We start from the raw sequence: 17,647 nt of genomic DNA on the forward strand, positions 1-17,647 counted from the left end.
GGCTGAACCCTTAAGTCCTGATAAATCCTGATAACCCTTTCATTATATAGGCATCTGTCAGGAAAGACGAATCCGCAGGCTATATTCCAGAGGAGTGATGAGTGTTACGATGACTTTCTGGCAGCCTTCGGGATAGCTCATCCCGCGGATATCGGCCAGGTGATGCTCATGACAGCCCTGCTCAAGCTCCATCCAGTCCTCCCCTGCGCTATAGCGGAGTGTTCCGGCGGTCCAGAAGGAAGCCTCGCTCATCCCCGGCACCGGCGTCAGCGCGGAGCCCTCAAGTCTGCCCTCGCTGCCGAAGAGCAGGACGATCTGGGTCAGCACATCTGCCGGAGACGGCGCTGAGAAATGCAGATCCCAGCCAGCTTCCCACTCGCTTACCTTCACGCAGACACTGCTCGTCTGGTCATGGGTAAGCTGGCGCTCTCCATGAGGCAGCAGATACCACGGGCTGCAAGGCAAGCCGGTCCGGGATGGCAGCTTGTCCGCCGGAATGGTGCCGTAATAGCCCTTTCCGGCTACAGACTCCAGACGATAGCCGCCCGAAATCTCCGTCAGCGTATCCATCGTAATCAGTCCAGGCTCGAAGCTTGAAGCCAGTTGAACCCCAAGCAGCATTGCCCGGCCATGCCGCAGCGAGAACAGCGAGGAAGCCTCGGTCATCACGCTTACACTGGTCTCTCCGCTGCGCACACGGGCAACCGGAGCGCCGAATTCCGTATGCTGCTTGCTGTGGCGGACAGGCCCGCCGTAGCCGTCCTGACCGATTCTGCCCATCAGCTCCTGACGATTAAACGTGCCATTGATCACCTTGCGGTAGCTGTCCGGCAATTCTCCCGGCGAGACTGAAGCCGCCTGCATCTGCGGATAGAGCAGGAACCCCAGCATAATCTGATTGGGCAGCGAACCCGGATGGATAACCGAGCGGCCTGCCAGCTCCGCGAGAGCAGCGAATTCCGGGTCGCGGTCATGCTCAGCCATCAGCTGGTAGCACAGATAATAGTCAGCCAGCGAGTAGACGCTGCCGAAATCCTGCCGCCCCGAGTAATCGGTGACCACCTCACCATCCGGGTGAACCAGGTATTTCATCATCCGCAGATTTTGGCGGACCGGCTCCAGCAGCTCAGGACGTTTCAGATCCTGCGCGGCGTAATAGAGCATAATGTCACTGACCGTATTGTAAATTCCGTTACTCCGCTCCGTCCATTCGCCGTCCGGCGTAATGTCCATCCCCTCCTGAAGCCATTCCCCGGCTCTTGCCTGTAACTCCTCCAGGGCAAATATCCGGTACAAAGACCCCAGCGCGGCAGTCAGCACCCAGCGGTGATTGGGGGTATGTACACCCCCGGTCAGCATCGCCGGAATCGTCCGCACAAGGAAGGCTCGAATCTGATCCGTCACCGGCTGCAGCGGCGGCCAGCTCTGCCGCTCCAGCAGCGTGAGGATATTGGCTAATCCGACCACGACGAACGCCGTATCCGGCGGGGAATGATAATTCGTCCAGCCCGGCGAGATCGTGCCGTCCTCATGCTGGAAGCGCAGCATGAATGCCATCCCCTCATGCAGCTGCTCCAGGAGGACCAGATCCCGGTAGTACCGGGACTGCGGATTCACCAGGGCTGCCGCCCATGCCGCCAGATACTGGGCCGTGCCGGTATGATTCGGCCAGGCTACACCGCTCAGCGGATCACGCACGCCCCCGAAGTACCGGCTCTCCCGCTCACTGATCTGCAGCTCCATGGATTCCTCTGTCCATTTGTCATTAATGTCCGTTATCTTCTTGAACATCTGCTCGACTCCCCTATCTGCCAGCCCTGTTAGGGCGTGATTTATACTGAACCTGCACCCGCACCAGCCAATACAGTACCAGTCAATAGCCTCAGCCCTTCACCGCCCCGGTCATTACCCCCGAGACGAAGTATCTTTGCAGCCATGGATAGACGAGCAGAATAGGCACTGTGGCGAACATTACAGTAGCCGCCTTCAGACTCTCCGGCACAACCGTGCTGACCGCGTTCCCCTCCATTCTCATCAGATCGGATACCTGGCTGTTCTGGATCATATGATAGAGCTTAAGCTGGAGCGGATACAGCTCCGGCTTCGTGATATACATCAGCGTATCCTGAAATCCGTTCCATCTGCCGACGGCATAGAACAGGCTTAGGGTAGCAAGCACCGGCATGGATAACGGCAGAATGATACGGATCAGCGTCCCGAACTGGCTGCTGCCGTCAATCTCAGCAGATTCCTTGAGCGCGTCAGGAATACCGGCCAGAAAAGAAATCAGGATAATCATATAGAAGGGGCTAATAAGTCCAGGGAGAACCAGCGCCCAGATCGTATTGAGCAAATGCAGCTCCCGTGTCAGAATATACTCTGGAATAATACCGCCGCTGAAGAACATGGTGACGACAATGAGGAACATGAAGATTTTACGGCCCTTCAGATCCTTCTTCGACAGGGCATAGCCCGCCGCAACCGTCATCATCATGCACAGCGCTGTGAACAGCACCGTCAGGAATATCGTGAAGCCCAGCGAGCGGATCATCGCGGCATCACTGAACACTTTTTTATACGCCTCAATATTGAAGTCCATAGGGAACAGAGTGACTCTGCCCGAAGCAATCGGGACCGTTCCGCTGAAGGAGACCGCGAGAATATGCACGAACGGAATCAGACATGCCAGCACCGATAAGGTTAAGCAGATCACAATCCATGTATCAAACGCCTTGTTAGCTGCTCTTTCATTCATAATGTACACTCCCGATCAAAGGTTGATTAGAGGATGCTCTCGTCTGTAAGCTTCTTGGAAATATAGTTCGCCACCAGCAGGAACAGAAGTCCGACCACCGCCTGGAACAATCCAACCACCGTAGCCAGCGTATACTGCCCCGATTCCAGACCGATCCGGTAGACAAAGGTACTCAGCACATCCGAGTATTCCATAACCGCAAGGTTACCGATCACGAACGGCCGCTCGAAGCCAATCGAGATCATGTTGCCCAGATTAATGATCAGCAGCGTAACAATCGTCGGCTTGATCCCCGGAATCGTAATATGCAGAATGCGCTTGATTCTTCCGGCCCCATCGACCTCCGCCGCTTCGAACAGCTCTTTATTGATGCCCGCGAGTGCCGCCAGATAGAGGATCGTCCCCCAGCCAGCACTCTGCCAGACACCGGTCAGCAGGTACGTGATCAGCCAATAATTTTTGTCAGAGAGAAAAGGAATGGCATCCAGCCCCAGGCTCGTTAACAGGTTGTTAATCATCCCGGACTGCTGGCCAAAGAGCTGGTACACAATCCCGCCGATGATTACCCAGGAAATAAAATGCGGAATATACAGAATCGTCTGAGACAGCTTCTTGAACCAGACCACCTTCAGCTCAAATAGCATAATGGCAATAATCAAGGGGGCGGGAAAAGAAACGATCAAATCCAGAAAGTTCAGCATCAACGTGTTGCGTAAGGTTATATAAAAGTCCTGATTCGCAAATACCTCGCGGAATCCGTCAAGACCAATCCATTCACTGCCACCAATGCCTTTGAAGAAGTTGAAGTCCTTGAACGCAATCTGTACACCATACATTGGACCGTATTTGAAAATAATAAAGAACAGCATGGGTAAGACCAGCAATGCGTACATCTGCCAATTTCTGCGGAAATAACGGGTGTATCCCACAACGATTCCTCCTCCACTGTGCCCCTGAGGCTGTAAGGGGAAGCAGTCAAGACCGGCAGCCCTGCCGCTCCCCTCCCTCACGGACCTCGAATTCAATTATTTCTGCTCGCTGTAGGCTGCCTTGCGTTCATCCAGAATGGCCTGTCCGCCGCTCGACATGTAGTCCTTCAGCATACTCTCATAGGTGACTTCGAATTCACCAGGGGAGACCATTGTAGCTTTCACCATTAGCTGCTTGATTTTATCGCTAAGTGTCGTGCCGTATTTGCTCTCGGCCTCAATCGGACGGCTGGTGAACACCGGCTCAATCGGGTTAGTGGTGGAAATATTCAGTGATTTCGCGATGATATCCTGATACTGGGTGCGGAAGCTCTTCACGAAGGCCTCATTATTCTTCTCCTGGCTCTCAAAAATCCGTCCGTTCGCAATAATCCCGATATCCCCGCCGCCAGACAGCTTGTTCGAGGATTCGACAGACAGATCCGGAATGGAGACCGGCACGCCGTCTTCCAGCGTATAATGCTCGCCTTCAATCCCGTTCTGGATATATTGCAGATGACCATCTGCAGACATCCAGTCCAGATACTTCATAGCTTCCACCGCATGCTTACTGGACTTCGGAATCATGATATACATCCCGTTCGGAGCAGATACCGGCTTGGCCGTCTTCCCCTCGCTGTTCGTGAACGGATCAATGGCGCTCAGCACAGCCTTCGGGTTATTCTTCGTCAGAACATCATAAGTACCGTCAGGGTAGAAGATCGCATCGTTATCATCGCTGAATGCGCCCACAAGCCCGTTCCCGATATTCTGTGTAAGGGTCTCTTTATTCTCATCCAGGGCAAAGTCCTTGCTGATCAGCCCTTCGTTATACAGCTTGTTCATATATTGAATGGCATCCTTGAATCCGGGCAGCAGAATCGGGTAGTCCCGGGAGCTGAGATTCTGCGTAAGCTCGAAGCGCTCCTGCTCAGTAACCGGCTTGATGAAGGACCAGACCAGCGAATCATACTGCGCCGCTGCAATCGTCATGCCCAGAGGAATCACCTTGCCGCCGGTTTCACCCGGATCTTTGGTCTTGAAGGCGGTCAGTGTATTATATAGCTCCTCAGAGGTAGCCGGAACGGGAAGCCCCAGCTTATCTAGCCAATCCTGACGGATGAAGGAAGCATATTTACCTATCGTAGAGCGTTTGGCGGGAATGCTATACTGGACGCCATCGTATTGACCGTAGCGCAAAGTATCCTCGCCAAGGAACTTGGTCAGGTTCTGTCCGTGTTCTTGCAGCAGCGGAGTCAGATCCGTCAGCCCGCCTTGCTCGGCATATTTGTTGAAGGTCCCGGAATCATAGGTGAAGACGATATCAGGAACATCGGTTCCGCTGGCCATCAGGACATTAAGCTTAGTCACTTCTTCCGAGCGGGGGATAGGGACGAATTCCACATTAATATTGTTAGCCTTGCCGAAGTTCTCTTTAACATAATTGGTGAGGAAATTATCGGATGCCGTAACACCGGCCGGCGCATTGCCACGGTCAAAAATTTCGATCTTCAAGCTGCCGGCTGGTGCTGCACCGTTGCCGCTTGCTTCACTGGAATCTTTAGACGAGCATGCAGACAATACCATGGATGACATAAGAACCGCTGAGAGACCGAGAGCCAACTTTCTTTTACCGTTATCATTTGTCATATTTCCTGTCACCTATCCCTTTCGATTTCTAATTTCAATCAGCCTATTGTCTCTGTATAATGCTTACGGCCTGACCATGTGATGAATTATTACATCGTTTGCGGAATTCGACAATATACATGTTTCCTATTGAATTTTCATGAAAAAACCAATAAAATTGCAGCTTTTTTCATTCTGAATATACAATAATCGCAGGAATGCTTCACGAAAATTGTATCCATAAACCTAAATACCTAACTCATATATAACTAATTATGTTATGTATTTACTACCCATTACACCAAACCTCCCACAATAATCAAAAAAAGCGCAAACCCGGAATCTGCTGAAGCCGGATTTACGCAATGCTTATTCATCTTTATGGAGCTTCAATTTGCGGTAATCTCCCGGGGTCATACCCGTAATTCGCTTGAAGACCCGTCCGAAGGTAATGGAATTAGCATATCCAATCTGCAGGGCAATATCCTGTATGCTCTCAGAAGTCGTATCCAGCAGTTCCTTGGCCTTCATCAGCCGCAGCTCTGCGAGAAAGTCCACGAACTTCATATTGAATTCTTCCTTGAACAGGTAGCTGGCGTATTTCGCAGAGATCTGGAACCGTTCGCTCAGATGATTCAAGGACAGATCAGGATTCGCATAATGCTCTTCGATATAATGCTTAACCTCGGTAATCATCACCCGGTGGCTCTTCAACTCATTGACCGACACATAGACATGGTAGGTTTCATTCAGCCAGCCGGTCAGCAGCTCCCGGATCTCTTCAAGATTGGTGCTGCCCCGGATGCGTTCCCGCAGACCGCCGCTCCATGCTGCCGCGAGCTGACGGTCCAGCGTCTCCGCTATCCCCTTAAGCTCCTGCTCCAGCGCCTGGAGCAGCACTTCCAGAAGCATATAGATCTCTTCGTCCTTCAGGCGGTCCTTGCGGAAGGAATCGAAGATTTCGTCCAGCCGGATTCGCCAGTTCTCGCCAGACAGGCGGAATTCACGGACAAGCTGGGTGAAGCTTCCGAAGTATTTATAGCTCTGCAATCCGGAATCGTCCTGCTGATCCATTTGGACTGCAGCAATATCTGTTCCCAGAGCCAGCCTGTGACTCAGCACCTCAGCCGCAGCCGCGTAAGAATTCCGGATCTCCCGCCAGTCCCGGACGACCGTACCCACTCCGAAGGTCAGAGATACCCGCAGATTATCCATAATCCAGCGGTGGCAGTCTCTTGCCAGCTCCAGCATACTATCACTGTCATCCTTCACCGGCTGGAACCGGAGGCCAATAATAATCCCCAGCCGCTCCCCGCTGATCCATTCGGCCCAGGCCTGAAGCTGCTTATCTGCCATCAGATCCCCCAGCACATTGGTTAAGGCGAATTTCAGCAGGTTCTGATCCTGAGCAGGCAGCGCATGCCAGTCCTTCTCCCGGTTCAGCTCGGCTGTGAATACAACGAACGCTTCGAACTCCCTGGTGCCCTCGAAAGGGTCCAGCGTCTCCAGCCGCTCTGCCGCATCCTCCAGCCTCTGCCCGCTGAGGAAATCCAGGAATAGCTCCCGGCGCTGAATAACCAGATTCTCATAACGTTCCCGCTCATAGTCGGTAGTGATCTGCACCAGCCGGTCCAGCGCGTTATGCATCAGGGCCAGCTCATCGGAAGCTACGCCAGGAGCGGCGTCCTGGGCCGCAGGCTGAAGTCCTTGAATCCGCACCATCAGTTGATGGATGGGCCGGTAATTCCGCCGGGTGATGTAGATGATATACACTACGCCCAGCGCAATCGTCAGCAGCCCGAGAATGAACCAGACGTAGGAGATCACCGAGATCCAATCGAATAAGCGCCCGGCCCGGAGTCCGCTCTCGAAGGTCCAGCCCAGATTCTTCGCCTCGACCTTCGAGAGCGTTCTGTTATTCTCGCCGTCTGCGGCCGGAGCAGAATCATAGATCGGTGTCCCCAAGACATCCTTGATCCGCAGGAAGGACAGTTCTCCACTCGTCAAGCTGTCCACTAGACGCTCTACGCGGTACACACTGACATTAATAACAATATAACCGTCGGAGCCCCAAGGAATCGGCAGCCTGCTGGCCAGGCTGATCACCGGCCGCAAGTCCTTAGAGTTCCTGGGCTGAACCATCCGTACAGCGCTCCACCCCTGTTGCTGCTTATTCTTATTCGCAGAGAGCTGCTGCAAATATTCCGCCTCCAGCCCCTGGCCCTGCCCCGGATTCACGTATCCGCTCTGGCCCAGCATCAGCTTGTCCTTGTTACGGTAGACATAGATTGAATCAATCAGGCTGAAGCGTTCGGATAGACGGTTCATACTTTGCACAATTTCATACGAGCTGCCTGCCGGTGAGTCCGTGCCGGGCGCATCCAGGAAGTCATTATAGGAATAGTTATTTCCGATCTCCTGCAGCACCCCCAGCTCTATCTCATTCAAGGTCCGCTCCACCGTATCCGCCACATAGCTGGTGGATACGTAGTTAGCCTTCTCCGTCTCGCTGCGGGACAGCTCCGTAATGACCATGAAGGCCAGGAAGATTAGAACAGTGACTACAAGCAGGAAGACAGGGAAGTATGAGAATAGCATCCGACTATACCAACTGCGCTTCATAGAGCTTCCCCCTTCTTCTTATTCAGACTGCTGCTTACTTGAAATTGAGCTTACCTTGTACAGCAGCAATGCGCCGAGCGCGGCGCTGACCGTACAGGAGAAATACATCAGTCCCGGTCCGCCGGTCTCCAGCAGATACCCGTTCAGCAGATTCCCGGCAATGCCACCAAGACCGACAAACACCATATTGAACAGACTTTGTCCTGTGGCTTGCAGCTCTTTACCCGTAATGGAGGCCACATATTCTACGGCTGCAATGTAGAAGAAACCAAAAGACATGCCGTGCAGCGTCTGGACACCTATCATAACACCGGGAACAGGAATGAGCCATTGGATCGCCCAGCGGAGCATGTAGACAACGGAGGCCAGCATCAATGTTTTCTCATAGCCGTACTTCTTCAGGACTCTTGCGGCCACGAGCATTGCCGGAACACTGGTAATGGAAGCAATCATCAGGGCGATGCCTGACCACGCGAAGCTCCCGCCCGCCATCTGGAAGGTCAGCACAAAGAAGGAGTTGAAGGCCGTAAGCGTCTGGTTCACCAGAAAACAACCGGCGAGAAATAGCAGAAAGACCCGGTTACCCAGCAACTGCCTGATTCCGCTGGTGAACGTTACATGCTGCGCCCGCCGCTCCACATTCACGGGAATGGTCATCACGAGGATAAGAGCAAGCAGGTTGAAGAGCAGGAAGGGAATCCACAGCTCGGTGACCCCCATCCAGTTCAGATACAGTCCGCCGAAGTACCCTCCCAGCGCCGTGCCGATACTCCCGAACAGCCGGATGGTCCCGAACGAGGTGCCTGCGGCTGAAGCTGCATTCACTGCATAAGCGTCGGCAATCGGCGTCTGGGTGCTCTGAAAAATCGTATACAAGCTGTATACCAGCACAATGACGACAAGCCATTTTACATTGTAGAGATAGACTATGGTGCCGGGAACAATCAGGGTAAGCATCAGTACCAGTCTTGTTCGTTGATAGCGGTCCACCAGAATTCCCCATAACGGCTGAAACAGAATCGCCAGCAAGGTGCCGAATGCCATCATAATTCCAATCCGCTGGCTCGTCATGCCCTGATGAACCAGAAGAGAGGTGACATACGGGTTGAAGCTGCCCCCGGCCAGACCTGTGAACAGATACAGACCGCGCATCTTCAGCAGGACCTCGCTCTCCTTGCTGCCTACAGAGAATCTCATTATACTTGTTCCGCGTCTCATATTCATAGCCTCAATTCTGCCCGGTTCCTGCGCTCAGCCTGCTTCGGGCCGCCGCCGCAGCACCTATCGCTCCCGCCTGATTGCCGAGCACCGCCTGCCGGACAGTTAAGGATTGCTCAGGAGTATAACGGCTGATCCGCGCTGCAACCTCCTGCACATAGCCCGGGTTCTTCTCCACAACACCACCGCCGAGAATGACCAGCTCCAGATCCAGCGTAATCGCTATATTCTTGACCGCCGCCGCCATCTGTTCATACGCATGATCCAGCAGCGCCAGTGCCGTCTCATCCTGCTGCTGCGCGGCTGCAAATACATGCTCCGCCCGGACCGCATCGCCCTGCGCCAGCTCCCGGATCAATGAACTGCTGTTATTCCCGTGCAGCCTGGCGGCCGCCTTCGCCCCGATTCCCGTGCCGGATACCTCCATCTCAAACGGGCCGAACTCACTGTACTCCGGATCGGCAGCAGCATGAACCGCTCCCGGCTCAACGATGAGATAGCCAATCTCACCCGCAGCGAAGCTGGCTCCCCGGTAGAGCTGGCCGTTCAGGAACAAGGCGCTGCCCACACCAGTACCGACCGTGATCATAATGAAATGCTCAGATCCGGCAGCCGATCCTGCTGCATACTCGCCCATAGCTGCCATATTCACATCATTATCCAGCACCACCAGTCCGGGATAATGAGCGGCAATTACCGGACGGATATCCATGGTTGCGGGCCAATTGAGCGCCGGTGCGCTGGTCAGTGTGCCGGTACGTTCATTCATGACTCCAGGGAACCCGATGCCCACTCCCTTCAGAGAAGCGAGCGTAGTGCCGTTACGCTTGCAGAATTGCTCCAGTTCGGCGAATAACCAGCGGAAGAACACCTCCGGCTCCCGGCTCAGCTGCGTCTCCACCTTGTACTGTTCAAGCACCGTTCCTTCTTTATCTGTGAGGCATAGCAGTGTCTTGGTACCGCCCACATCAATTCCGGCAGTTAACATATTCATCTAGGATTCCCCCGTCATTCTATAAAATATAAGCTTATGCTCCTTATGCCCGCATCTCACGAAAAGCCAACTGGACCGCGGTCTGCACCGCTCCAAGAACCACATCCTTGTCCCCGTGGCTGGAAGCAGCCAGCCGGGGCTTCCGTTGAAGCCCGCCCAGCCTGGCTTCCAGCCTATCAAGCAGGATCTCTCCATGGCTGCCCAGTTCGCCTCCAAGGACCACAGTCGCTGGAGCCATCACTGTACAAATGCTGCTCACCGCCTCTGCGAGCAGATTGCAATAGGCTTCGATAATAGCCAGTGCAAGAGGCTCGCCTCTGCGCACTGCATCCCATATCTGTGCTGCCGTTCCTCCAGGTGTAGACAGCAGATGCGCTGTATCACCTGCGCCGGTATATTCTTTTGCCATCCGGTTGGCTAGTTGCCTTAATCCGTCTGTAGACAACACATCCTCCAGCCTGCCTGAGCTCAGCATCAGATTGGCTAGTTCGCCTGCACCGCCGCCAAGCCCCCGGTAGATCTCCCCATGAATAATGAGACCGCCCCCGGTTCCTGCGCCGATGGAGAAGTACAGCAGAGAGCCGCTTGCCGCCATCCCCGAAGAGGTATACTCTGCCAGAGCGGCGAGGTTGACATCGTTCTCCGTCACGACAGGCACGGGGATCAGCCGGGCCAGATTAGCCCTCGCGAGCACCGCTTCACACCCGCGCAGCGGGGCAACAAGGTCAGACACGCTTCCATCTGCCGGGTCCACCACGCCTGGAATGCCGAAGGCCGCCGCCCGCAGCTTCTCCCGGGAGATCCCGGAATCCGCAAGCAGTCCCTCTATGCTCTGAACCAGGAAGTCTTGACACACCGTCTCTGTCAGCCCGCCCTCCGGCATAGCCAGCTGCTTGTAATAGCAGATCTCTCCGCCCATATCCGCAAGTGCTATCCGCAGACTGCTTCCCCCGACCTCGGCCCCTAGGGTATAGAAGCATTTCGGGTTGAATTCCACTAGTGTTGCCTTGCGGCCCTGGGTGTTCTCCGCTCTGCCGGTCTCTCTGACCAGTCCGCGTTCTATAAGATGAGCAATGGCCGAGGATACCGTAGGCTTGCTTAAGCCGGTATACCGGCTAAGATCCGCTCTGGATTGCGGTCCGCCGCCGATGATCCGGTCCAGAATCAGAAATTCATTCAGATTGCGCATGACCTTGGGGGTCCCGGCCGTTTGAATTCTCACGATTCATACTCCGTTCTATATATAGTTAATTAAGTTTACTAACTTAATGTATAGTCTAATATACAGTCTTTCGGGCGATTTATCCAGCCCCTCTTTCCTCATCTCCCCCTCTCCCAAAACACGAAAATTCCCGATCCTCCTGCGGATCGGGAATGAGTGCCGGGCTAATTCAGCATTTTCTCCATATGCAGCACTTTGTGGAAGCCGGCCTGAGCGGAGAACAAGCGGGTATTCTGTACCTTGAAGGTCCGGAAGCCCACCCGCTCATACAGCTTCTTCGCCAGCGGATTCGTATCGACAACCTCCAGCATCACCTTACTGCGGTCCGCCTCCCGGGACCACGCGAAGACGGCCTCCAGCAGCCGGGTTCCGACGCCCAGCCCTCTGGCCTGCTCGGACACTACAAGCGGATCGATATGCACTGCATTAGAGGGGGTATTGCCATTGAGCAGGCGGTAGAAGCCATAAGCTGCGTAACGCCAAGCGCCGCCGAGCACACCGAAGGTCTGTCTGAGCGAACGGTAGCTCAGCATCATGAAGAAGCCATCGCCTGTCTCCAGACCGGCAAAGCCTACGACCCTTCCCTCATACACCGCGTACAGGGCGTTGTCATAACGCAGGCAGCGGCTCAGCACCTCCACAATATCCTGCTCTTCACGGGAGAAGATCCATATTCCACTGAATTTCAAGGTGAAAGCCTGATAGTATAGCCTGGCGACCTCACGTTTCTGTTCTTCATCCAAGCGGTCTACGATCTCTACTTGCAGTGTTGACATACAGGTTCCTCCTTATTGTTCCACTCCAGATTCTATCCACCTTAGGGAACCAGCCCGCTTCACGGTTACCTGCTGTCCCCTTGCCCTGTTCTGCCAAAGCCTTGGAGGACTGTATTTACCAGAAGCTTCGGAGCGTCATTCTTCGCCAGATTCCCCTTCTGGATCTCCTGCCAGGCAACGAACAACAGATTATACATGACCGTGATGATCCAGTGGGCGGGCATTCCGGTATTCAGCAGACCGCGTGCCTGCCAGCCCTCCACCGCTTCACGCAGCGGCTGCTTGATCCGTGCTTCCTCGGCTACAATATGCGGATTCTCGTCCACTGAGGCTGCAGAGCTGAGAAAAGACACCTTGCCGCCCAAAGGAATCAGCACCTCGAACACTTCCGTCAGGAACGGGAGCATATCATGCTCCTCTGCGGTAACTCCCCCGAGCGCTTCTTCCACCAGCCCGATCGCATTCAGCGCCAGCGCATCCAGCAGCAGCTCCCTGGTAGAGAAATACCGGTGCAGCGTCGCAATACCGATCCCTGCGTGATCCGCGATCTCCTGCAGCGTAGCCGTCGGCTTCATCGCCAGCAGCTCCGTCGATGCATCCAGAATGGCCTTCCGTTTGGTATCTTTAACACTGGTTTTCATGAATATAGGCCTGCCTCTGCTGTAGGATGAGTGATATTTCAGTTAACATAATGATACTTTAATTATTATAATGAGATGTTTATCTATCATTTAAGTTTATTTTATACCGGGAGGTGGGTGGTGTCAAACCTCCAATGCACGTTGGCGAAGGGTTAACTGTATTTCATGCAACTAAACTGAACAATGCAGGCTCTATGTTGCGGTTTAATTGCATTTGGTACATCTATTTATAAGTAAATGATCTAAAAGTCTGCTTTCGCCTCATTTTAATTGTACAGAATGCAGTTAACTCAGCTTACTTTTAGATGTACGGAATACAATTAAACTCACTCCTACAAAAAGAAGGGAAGACGGCAACCTACCGTCTCCCCCATATTCCTTATATTTAATCTTGCGATCCTCAGCTCACCTAACCTATTCCACCCCACACTCCATCCGCAGCACATGGAACGACTTGGGCTCAAGCGTATAGACCATGGAGTTCGCGGTCTCAAGCGGCACACGCTTAGGCGCGATGTTGCGCGGAGCCTCAATAGAGTTCACTTCCGCTTCCTGTCCCTGCATGACATACGCCTCGCCGATTCCGGTCAAGGACAGTGCTGTCTCCAGCTCCACCTGAACGGTACGGTCCTGCGTGTTCACCAGCTTCACGTACAGGACTTGCTGCCTCTCATCATAAGAGACCGTGTAAGGAATCTCCTCCTGATTATGCACCGTCTGCAGCACCTTCGTTCCCATCAGCGTACTGTACAGTTGCTGCACATAATAGCTTGGCGTACCGTAGCTGCTCTCTCCGTCGAACCAGATCATGTCCGGCGACCACTGGGCGTATCCGAGTCTGGCGAACAGCGGAGCATAGGAGGCCAGCACGACGATGTCGGCATTGCGCTCCAGGCCTGTCAGGAATGCAGCTTCTGCCAGCGCAGCGCCCCAGCTGTTGAAGTGCGGCGCATTCATCCCGTTGCCATAGTGACCCGCATATTCTCCAGCGAACACCTTGATCTCCCTCGGATACTCATCATAGAAATGCACATTCTCGCACAGCCATTCCGGCTTCACATAATAATGCTCATCGATAGCGTAGACGAAGTTCGGATTACCCTCGGCCCGCTTACGGTAATACTCCCACGCCCGGGTATAGTTGTCCGAGCTGACATCCGGCCCCGCAGACCCGATTAGCTGCACAGACGGGTACGATGCATGAATCGCCTGCTCGAACAGATCGTACCGGGTGAAAAAGTCCGCATGCTCCGTCTCCCACTGCTCATTGCCGATTCCAATCATCTCCAGACCGAATGGCTCTGGGTGACCCATCTCACTCCGCAAGTGGCCCCACGGTGAATCCACCGGTCCGTTGGCGAATTCCAGCAAGTCCAGCGCATCCTGGATATACTCCTGGAAATCTTCATCATGTACGCCCACATGCTCAGTAGACTGGAACTGACAGGCCAGCCCGACATTCAGCACCGGAATCGGCCGCGCCCCCAGGTATTCACACAGCAGAAAATACTCATAGAAACCAATCCCCAGGCTCTGATTATAGTGGCTGTACTCGCTCGTGTACTGATTCTCTTCATGATTGCCGTGCAGCGCCCAGCGGCTGCTGTTATTCTTGCGCTGCTCGGCGGCGCCCACACTCCGCTTCCATTGGTAGCGGTTCTCCAGGTTATAGCCCTCAACAATACACCCTCCGGGGAACCGCAGGAAGCCTGGCTTCATCTCCTCCAGCAGCCCGACCAGATCCCGGCGGAACAGACCCAGCACCGCGTCGGAGGGAATCATGGAGACGAAGTCGAAGCAGACCGTACCCGGAGCATCCAGCCGGATGACGAAATCCCCATACGACACAGGCTCATTGCAGCTAAGCTGCGCTGTATAGCGTGTCCACTCTTCCCCTACCGCTGTCGCGATGACAGCCTGCGCCATAACCGTACTATTTTGCTCAACCGAAACTTCAATGCCGCCTGCATAACCCTCCGCTCTGGCATAGAAGGATACCTCATACGATAGTCCCTGCTTCAGAGAGACTCCATCATAGGCCTTATTGGTAAAAGCGTTCTGCATCTTCCCGGCGGTAAACGCCAGGTAATGAGGATTCACCTCATTCTGCGGATGCTCCATCTCAATCTTCAGCGTGGCCCCGCTGGCCTCTGCAGGATATGCCGTCCAGCCGTAGAGGCCGTTATAGCTCTCGCTGTAGCTCCCCCTGTCGCCCTGCGCCTTCATGAACTCAAAGGAACGGTTCTCAATCATCTCGGCATGCAGCCCGCCGTCCAGACCATAGTTGATATCCTCGAAGAACAGCCCAATCATCCCCTTGTATATCGATACAGCGGGCTTATCTGTAATTTGTAGTTTCATTTATTTCCCCTCCGCCACTTTCCCTTGTCTGTATTTCTTCCAGTTCTCTCTATCCACGCCTACAAATAAGAAATAATCTCAGACGTAATGCTGCTGTCGTAACGGTCGGAGATGCCGAAGTCCATCTTTTTATAGGTCCATGCGGCCCGGCCGATCTTGTATTGCTCGAACACTCCATGTACATCCTTATACCAGTTCACCACGCTCTGCGATGGCGCTTGCTCAATGACACCATATTCTCCGCAGTACAGATACACGTTCCGCTCTGCTGCAACATCGATGGCGTTCTGGATCAGACTGGTCATGTATGCCGGACCCATCTCGTGGATACCTTCTACATGAAGCCCCGAGCCAAAAGCGCCAATGGCCGCCGAAGTGCTACGGTAGTTCTCCAGGTCACCCGGATAGTCCATGCTGCTCTTTGGCATCTGCTCCACCCAAGCCGCACGCTGGTGTGTGAACAGGAACGGCTCATAGAAGTGGAAGGTGTACACGATATTCTCATCAAAAGGCTGATCCAGCAGCGCCAGCGTATGGACGCTGTTCCACTGGATACCTCCGACAACGATTTTGGTCTCCGGCGCATGCTTGCGGATCTCCGCAATCGTCCGGTGGGCCAGCGCATTCCAGCGGCTGCTGTCCTTCTCCACAATCTCATTCAACAATTCAAAAGCCACAGTATCTTTATAGCCGGCATACCGGCTGGCAATCGCCTTCCACAGATTCAGGAACCGTTCCTGGAGCGCCGGGTCATCGAACAGGGAATTCTCGGCCACGCTATTGAAGGAGAAGCCCGGCGTCTTATGCAGATCAATAATGAGATTCAGCCCATTAGCAGCACACCAGCGGATACAGTTGTCGATATGCTTGAACCCGGCGTAAGCCTCTGCATTCCCTGTATCCTCTATCACTTCATAATCCACCGGCAGCCGGACATGGTCCAGGCCCCAGGAAGCAATGGTCTCGATATCCTTCTCCGTAATGAAGCTCTCATAATGGGCATGCTGATACGGACACTGGGACAGCCAGCCTCCGAGATTCACCCCTCTTGAATAACCCGTCCACTCTTTCATCACGATCATCCTCTCCGGCCTCAGCCTTCATTGTAAGCTCTTACTTCTACCTGTCTTAAGCATAGATAAACCCTGGCCGCAGAACAATTACACATCGTGCGTAAGTACTAACATATTGTGCAATCTCCCTTTGCAAGGCAGCCTGTTTGCTTTTACAATAGATCTATCTGCTATGCGGGAGGCTCCTATGAACATACACAATATCGGCTACAACCACAGCCATGACGCGGACTTCATCATTAACCGGCCCCAGGGCTCGGGCGACCATATGCTATTGCTGCTGAAGACCCCGGCCATCTTCACTTTGGAGGGAGAGAGCCGGGTTACAGGGCCGGACTCCTTCATTCTATACAGCGAGCACACCCCTCAGCTCTACCGGGCTTACGGTTCACAGTTTACCAATGACTGGTTCCATTTCCGGCTGGATAACCTGGACGATGAAGCGCTGCTGGAGCGGCTGGCGATCCCCAGGGATGAAGTCATCCCGATTGGCGACCTGAACGAGCTGTCGATCATCATTAACCATTTGTGCTATGAGGTGTATTCCGAGAACCCGCATAAGAACGAGACCATCGAATTATATCTGCGCTTATTCTTCATTAAGCTGAGCAACCGGATTCATTCTACCCAGAAGGAAGTCGGCAACACGCACTTCAACAAGATGTCCGTCATCCGCACCAAAATTTTCAACCAGCCCTTCCTGAACTGGACCATCGATGGGCTGTCCCACGAGTTGACCATGAGCCGCTCCTGCTTCCAGCACCTGTATAAAGATTACTTCGGCGTAAGCCCGATGGCCGACGTTATTGCCAGCCGGATCGAACATGCCAAATACCTGCTCACCACCACAGACATCTCCATCAAAAAAATCGCCGAAATGAGCGGCTACGCCAGCGAGATCCACTTCATGCGCCAGTTCAAGCAGCAGTTGGGCCAGACGCCCACCCAGTACAGGGAGCACAAAATAAAGCCAGACCGCTGATAAACAGTCTGGCTTTATTTTTAGTGATATTCCAAGAACTCAAGACGATTCCCAAAAGGGTCGTTTACATAGAAGCGCTTAACGCCTTCATCCGCCCTCGCTTCATCATTCGTGACTTGAATGTTATTCTGCAGCAGGTACTCACACAACTCATTCAAGTGCTGTACATGAAATGCCGGATGCGCTTTGGTTGCGGGAACAAAATCCCGTTGCACCCCGATATGTACTTGATGCGTCCCACATTGGAACCAAACCCCGCCACGCTTTTGCAGCAATTCCGGTTTGGGAATCTCCGTCCAGCCTAACAACCCATTGAAGAATCTCCGGGCCTCCGCTTCACAGCCTTCCGGGGCTGCCAGTTGTACATGGTCTAGACCATAAAAATTGTAAGCCATACCTCTTCCTC

General features: G+C 53.7%; 14 protein-coding genes. 1 reads left to right on the top strand and 13 read right to left on the bottom strand.

The window, feature by feature from the left end:
* Window positions 1–57: 57 nt before the first annotated feature.
* The 12 genes from NST69_RS21905 to NST69_RS21960 form a co-directional block, all read right to left on the bottom strand.
* Window positions 58–1,791 carry a hypothetical protein gene (locus NST69_RS21905; RefSeq protein ID WP_342547111.1) on the bottom strand — a complete coding sequence of 578 codons (1,734 nt, stop codon included), beginning with the start codon at window positions 1,789–1,791 and terminating at the stop codon, window positions 58–60.
* Window positions 1,792–1,882: 91 nt separating this feature from the next.
* Window positions 1,883–2,755 (bottom strand): carbohydrate ABC transporter permease, encoded by an 873-nt coding sequence (locus NST69_RS21910; protein ID WP_209877530.1) that lies wholly within the window; start codon window positions 2,753–2,755, stop codon window positions 1,883–1,885.
* A 26-nt stretch (window positions 2,756–2,781) separates the two neighbouring features.
* Entirely contained in the window at window positions 2,782–3,648 is an 867-nt protein-coding gene (locus NST69_RS21915) for an ABC transporter permease subunit (protein ID WP_051477937.1), read from the bottom strand.
* 132 nt (window positions 3,649–3,780) lie between these two features.
* Window positions 3,781–5,373, bottom strand: coding sequence for an extracellular solute-binding protein (locus NST69_RS21920; RefSeq protein ID WP_342547112.1), 1,593 nt, complete (start codon window positions 5,371–5,373; stop codon window positions 3,781–3,783).
* Between the two features lie 348 nt (window positions 5,374–5,721).
* On the bottom strand, window positions 5,722–7,974 hold the full coding sequence (locus NST69_RS21925) for an AraC family transcriptional regulator (RefSeq protein ID WP_342547113.1): 2,253 nt from the start codon (window positions 7,972–7,974) through the stop codon (window positions 5,722–5,724).
* 18 nt (window positions 7,975–7,992) lie between these two features.
* Window positions 7,993–9,171, bottom strand: coding sequence for an MFS transporter (locus tag NST69_RS21930; RefSeq protein ID WP_340950981.1), 1,179 nt, complete (start codon window positions 9,169–9,171; stop codon window positions 7,993–7,995).
* A 31-nt stretch (window positions 9,172–9,202) separates the two neighbouring features.
* A complete protein-coding gene (locus NST69_RS21935; RefSeq protein ID WP_342547114.1) occupies window positions 9,203–10,186 on the bottom strand; it encodes an ROK family protein in 984 nt (327 codons plus the stop codon).
* A 43-nt stretch (window positions 10,187–10,229) separates the two neighbouring features.
* Window positions 10,230–11,408: an ROK family transcriptional regulator gene (locus NST69_RS21940; protein WP_342547115.1), complete on the bottom strand. Its 1,179-nt coding sequence runs from the start codon at window positions 11,406–11,408 to the stop codon at window positions 10,230–10,232.
* Between the two features lie 164 nt (window positions 11,409–11,572).
* The gene (locus NST69_RS21945; RefSeq protein WP_339250062.1) at window positions 11,573–12,184 is read right to left on the bottom strand and encodes a GNAT family N-acetyltransferase; all 612 of its coding nucleotides are present in this window, start codon (window positions 12,182–12,184) and stop codon (window positions 11,573–11,575) included.
* A 65-nt stretch (window positions 12,185–12,249) separates the two neighbouring features.
* Window positions 12,250–12,825, bottom strand: a complete 576-nt coding sequence (locus NST69_RS21950; protein WP_339250064.1) for a TetR/AcrR family transcriptional regulator — start codon at window positions 12,823–12,825, stop codon at window positions 12,250–12,252.
* 414 nt (window positions 12,826–13,239) lie between these two features.
* Entirely contained in the window at window positions 13,240–15,186 is a 1,947-nt protein-coding gene (locus NST69_RS21955; protein WP_342547116.1) for an alpha-L-arabinofuranosidase C-terminal domain-containing protein, read from the bottom strand.
* Between the two features lie 59 nt (window positions 15,187–15,245).
* Complete coding sequence (locus tag NST69_RS21960; RefSeq protein ID WP_340979846.1) at window positions 15,246–16,259, bottom strand: cellulase family glycosylhydrolase; 1,014 nt, start codon at window positions 16,257–16,259, stop codon at window positions 15,246–15,248.
* Between the two features lie 187 nt (window positions 16,260–16,446).
* Here NST69_RS21960 and NST69_RS21965 point away from each other — a divergent pair, with 187 nt between their 5' ends.
* Window positions 16,447–17,241: a helix-turn-helix transcriptional regulator gene (locus NST69_RS21965; protein WP_340979847.1), complete on the top strand. Its 795-nt coding sequence runs from the start codon at window positions 16,447–16,449 to the stop codon at window positions 17,239–17,241.
* Between the two features lie 20 nt (window positions 17,242–17,261).
* On the opposite strand, the gene NST69_RS21970 is transcribed toward NST69_RS21965, so the two are convergent.
* A complete protein-coding gene (locus NST69_RS21970) occupies window positions 17,262–17,636 on the bottom strand; it encodes a VOC family protein (RefSeq protein WP_339250072.1) in 375 nt (124 codons plus the stop codon).
* Window positions 17,637–17,647: the final 11 nt, after the last annotated feature.

The sequence above is a fragment of the Paenibacillus sp. FSL P2-0089 genome (assembly GCF_038595095.1).
Taxonomy (GTDB): Bacteria; Bacillota; Bacilli; order Paenibacillales; family Paenibacillaceae; genus Paenibacillus_AQ; species Paenibacillus_AQ silagei.